Here is a 3,306-nt window from a genome sequence, read left to right on the forward strand (position 1 = left end):
AATAATTACTGAAGAAATAAAAATGTCTGAAAAAATAGTTGATATCAAATTGTCTGCAGATAAATGCTTAATTTTAACCGAAAGTGGGAAACTATATACGATGGGACAACTTGGAGCGGCATCTGGAATTGGAGTTAATGAGATATATACTGAGCCTCATAAAATAAGTACTAAATTTGATGATATTTCAATACAAACTGATGATCATGCTATTTCATTAGTAAATAATAATGCTTATTTTACCGGGGATGCTGGTTCATATTATAATCATAATTTTAAAATAAATAGTTTAATTAGAAATAATGTTAGTTTTGTTTCAGCACCTTATTCGTATGTTGATTATTATATGTTAGATACTGATGGGAAATTTAGTTTTTATAGTATTCAAAATGGATATGAATCTCATTGTTATGTTAGTTCTAGTAATAATTCAAAATCTTTTGAATGTAAAGGCCCACAAGATACTGAGTCGTGGTCAGTTCGTTTTAAAGAAGTTGAATATACATCTAACTATCAATTCTTTGGATTAAGCACTGATAATAAATTATACTCTTGGGGCGCAAATGCAAATTATTCGATATCAAGTACAAAAGCTGACAATTATGAATTTACTACTCCACAAGTACTATTAAATGGTGAAACTGTTAAAAGTTATGCATACAATAATTTTTGTACTTATATTGTTACTTCATCTGGAGACTTATATAGTGTTGGATATCCACAATATGGAGTTTTAGGTGATGGAACATATAAAAATAAAAAGAATTATGTTAAGATTGCTTCAAATGTTAAAGAGGTAGCTGCAAATTATGAAAATATGTTTTATATTGACAACAATGGTGATTTATATATGACTGGTTATCATTTAGAAAACACTTTTGGAATTTCAACTAAACATTTAGCTAGTCCCACAAAAGTTCCTCTTGATTTTAAAGCAAAAAGTTTTTTGAAAGATGATATTATTGCAATTCTATCAGATAATAATGAGATGTATTTTTTGGGTAAAAGATTTGACTTTGGTGAATATAATCAGGTTAATAAGATACCATTTGTTATCAAAAAAATTGTTGGTGTAAATGGCTCTCATGGTGGTGTTGGTGGTATTAACAAAACATTTTTGCTTACAACTAACAATGATCTATATGCATGCCGCGGCACATGTGAGAAGATTATGAGTGATGTTGAAAATATTTATGGTTCAGGTTTTATATTCTTTATTAAAAAGAAAAATGGTGATATGTATGCAATGGGATATAGATATAATAACATCATTGAACCATTTGATATGAATTTAACTAGACCGACATTAATACCATTAAGTTAGCTATTATTTAATAGACTTTAACAATGAGAGAACTAATTAGTTCTCTTTTTTCTTATCTATGCTATAATGAAAATAGGGTGATCGTATGAATAAAAAAGGTTTTACATTAATCGAATTATTAGCCGTAATATTAATATTAGGTATTATCGCCTTAATAGCAATTCCATCAGTTATTAAAGTAGTAGATAATTCCAAAGTAGAAGCTGGTAAAAACTCTGTTCATGGATACTTGAAAGCAGTAGATACTGCTATTGCTACAAATATGCTAAATGGAAATGCTTTAGAAGACGGGCTTTATTCTAAAGGAGAAATTTCTAATATTGAAATAGATGGCAAAATGCAAGATGCAAATATTCAAATTGAAAAAGGTAAAGTTGTTTATGGTGCATTTTGCTCTAATGGCAAGAGTTATACATACGATGGTAATAAAGTAATCTATCAAGAAAACGATACTAGCTGCCGTCAGACCGAAACTATTAACGGTAAAATAACTTCTATTTATTCGGATGGAAGCAGAGCTTTTATGTTTTTAACTGATTCTGGTGATGCATATGGCTTTGGTACAAGTTATTATTTGTTCGGAAGATATAATAACGGAGGAACATACGTTAATAAACCCACAAAGATGTTTAGTAATGTAAAATTAAAAAAAGTAGATATTTATTATAAGGGTGGTGTAGGAATTACTACAGATAATGATTTAGTCTCTTGGGGTGAGGATGATTATTATTATTCTACATTAAATGAGCCTCAACCTTATCCTAAATATGCCTATTTTCCTCCGACTAAACCTGATATTGATGTTAAATTTAAAGATGCTGGTATAGGATATTACGCGGTATATGCTATATCAGTGGATGGAGATATTTATTTTGCTGGTCAGGAACTTGATGGCGATAGTTATAAATTAAATTATAAATTAAAAAAAATTAAAGAAGGTAATTTTGAAAAAGTCTTTGTAAATGGTGGGATAGCCTATTTTATAGATAATGTAGGTGATGTTTGGGCTATGTCCAACTTAAGAATAGATGAAGAATCTATGAAATCTTATTTGTTTGGTAATACTATTTTGACAACTCCAACTAAGGTATTATCTGGGAAAAATATAAGGGATATTTACTATTATAAAGATCAAAGTGGGGGAAATAGTACTTTGTTTTTAGGAGTAACAGAATCTAATGAAGTTTATTCATGGGGATTCAATTATTTTAATATGTCTTCTCCAACTGGGTATGTTTCTGAGGCATACAAGTTAGATGAAAACTCTAAAGCTCCATATAAAAATGTTGAAAAAATTGCACCAATTGGTACAAATAGAAATATTTTTCTTGTTGATGGGAAAGTATATGATGTTTATAATTATTCTGAACATTACGAAACTAAAGAAATACACTTTGATGAGAGAATAGTTGATGTAAAAACTATATATGATAAGTATTTATTTTTGACTGAAAGTGGAAAATTATATACCATGGGCACGCTTGGTGCTGCATCCGGTTTAGGGGTTAATGAAGTTTTTCTTGAACCACATAAAACAAACATTAAAGCAGATGATATAAAAATTGTTGGTGATAGTACAGCTATTCTTACATTAAATGGTGTAGCAAAGGTTTGGGGTAATGTTTATATAAATGGCGAGCCATCAAATGTTTCAAATCCTATTTCAGTGAGAGATAATGTTAAATCAATAATACCTATGTCTGATTCACATGCTGGTTATTATATTATTGATAATGATAATAATGTTTCAACGTATTTTCCTGGGAAAAAACTTTACCCATATACTTACTCAACTACTGCAGATGGTAGTTGGAAAACTTATACATACGAACCAACTGATCCTTCAACTTGGGGAATTAAGTTTAAAAAAATAATATCAACTGAGTCTACTCCAACTCATTTTTTTGGAATTAGTACAGATAACAAAGTTTATGCATGGGGTGAAAACACTTATAATACAATTTCTACTTCTAGCACAAGAG

Annotated in this window: 2 protein-coding genes; both read left to right on the forward strand. The window is 29.3% G+C overall.

Features of this window, described 5'->3' with window-relative positions; translation table 11 throughout:
• The coding region (locus QZZ11_RS08370; RefSeq protein ID WP_292475266.1) for a hypothetical protein at positions 1-1,324 on the forward strand (1,324 nt) is incomplete at its 5' end.
• Positions 1,325-1,409: 85 nt separating this feature from the next.
• The coding region (locus QZZ11_RS08375; protein ID WP_292475268.1) for a prepilin-type N-terminal cleavage/methylation domain-containing protein at positions 1,410-3,306 on the forward strand (1,897 nt) is incomplete at its 3' end.

It is taken from the genome of Methanosphaera sp. (assembly GCF_016282985.1).
Lineage (GTDB): Archaea > Methanobacteriota > Methanobacteria > Methanobacteriales > Methanobacteriaceae > Methanosphaera.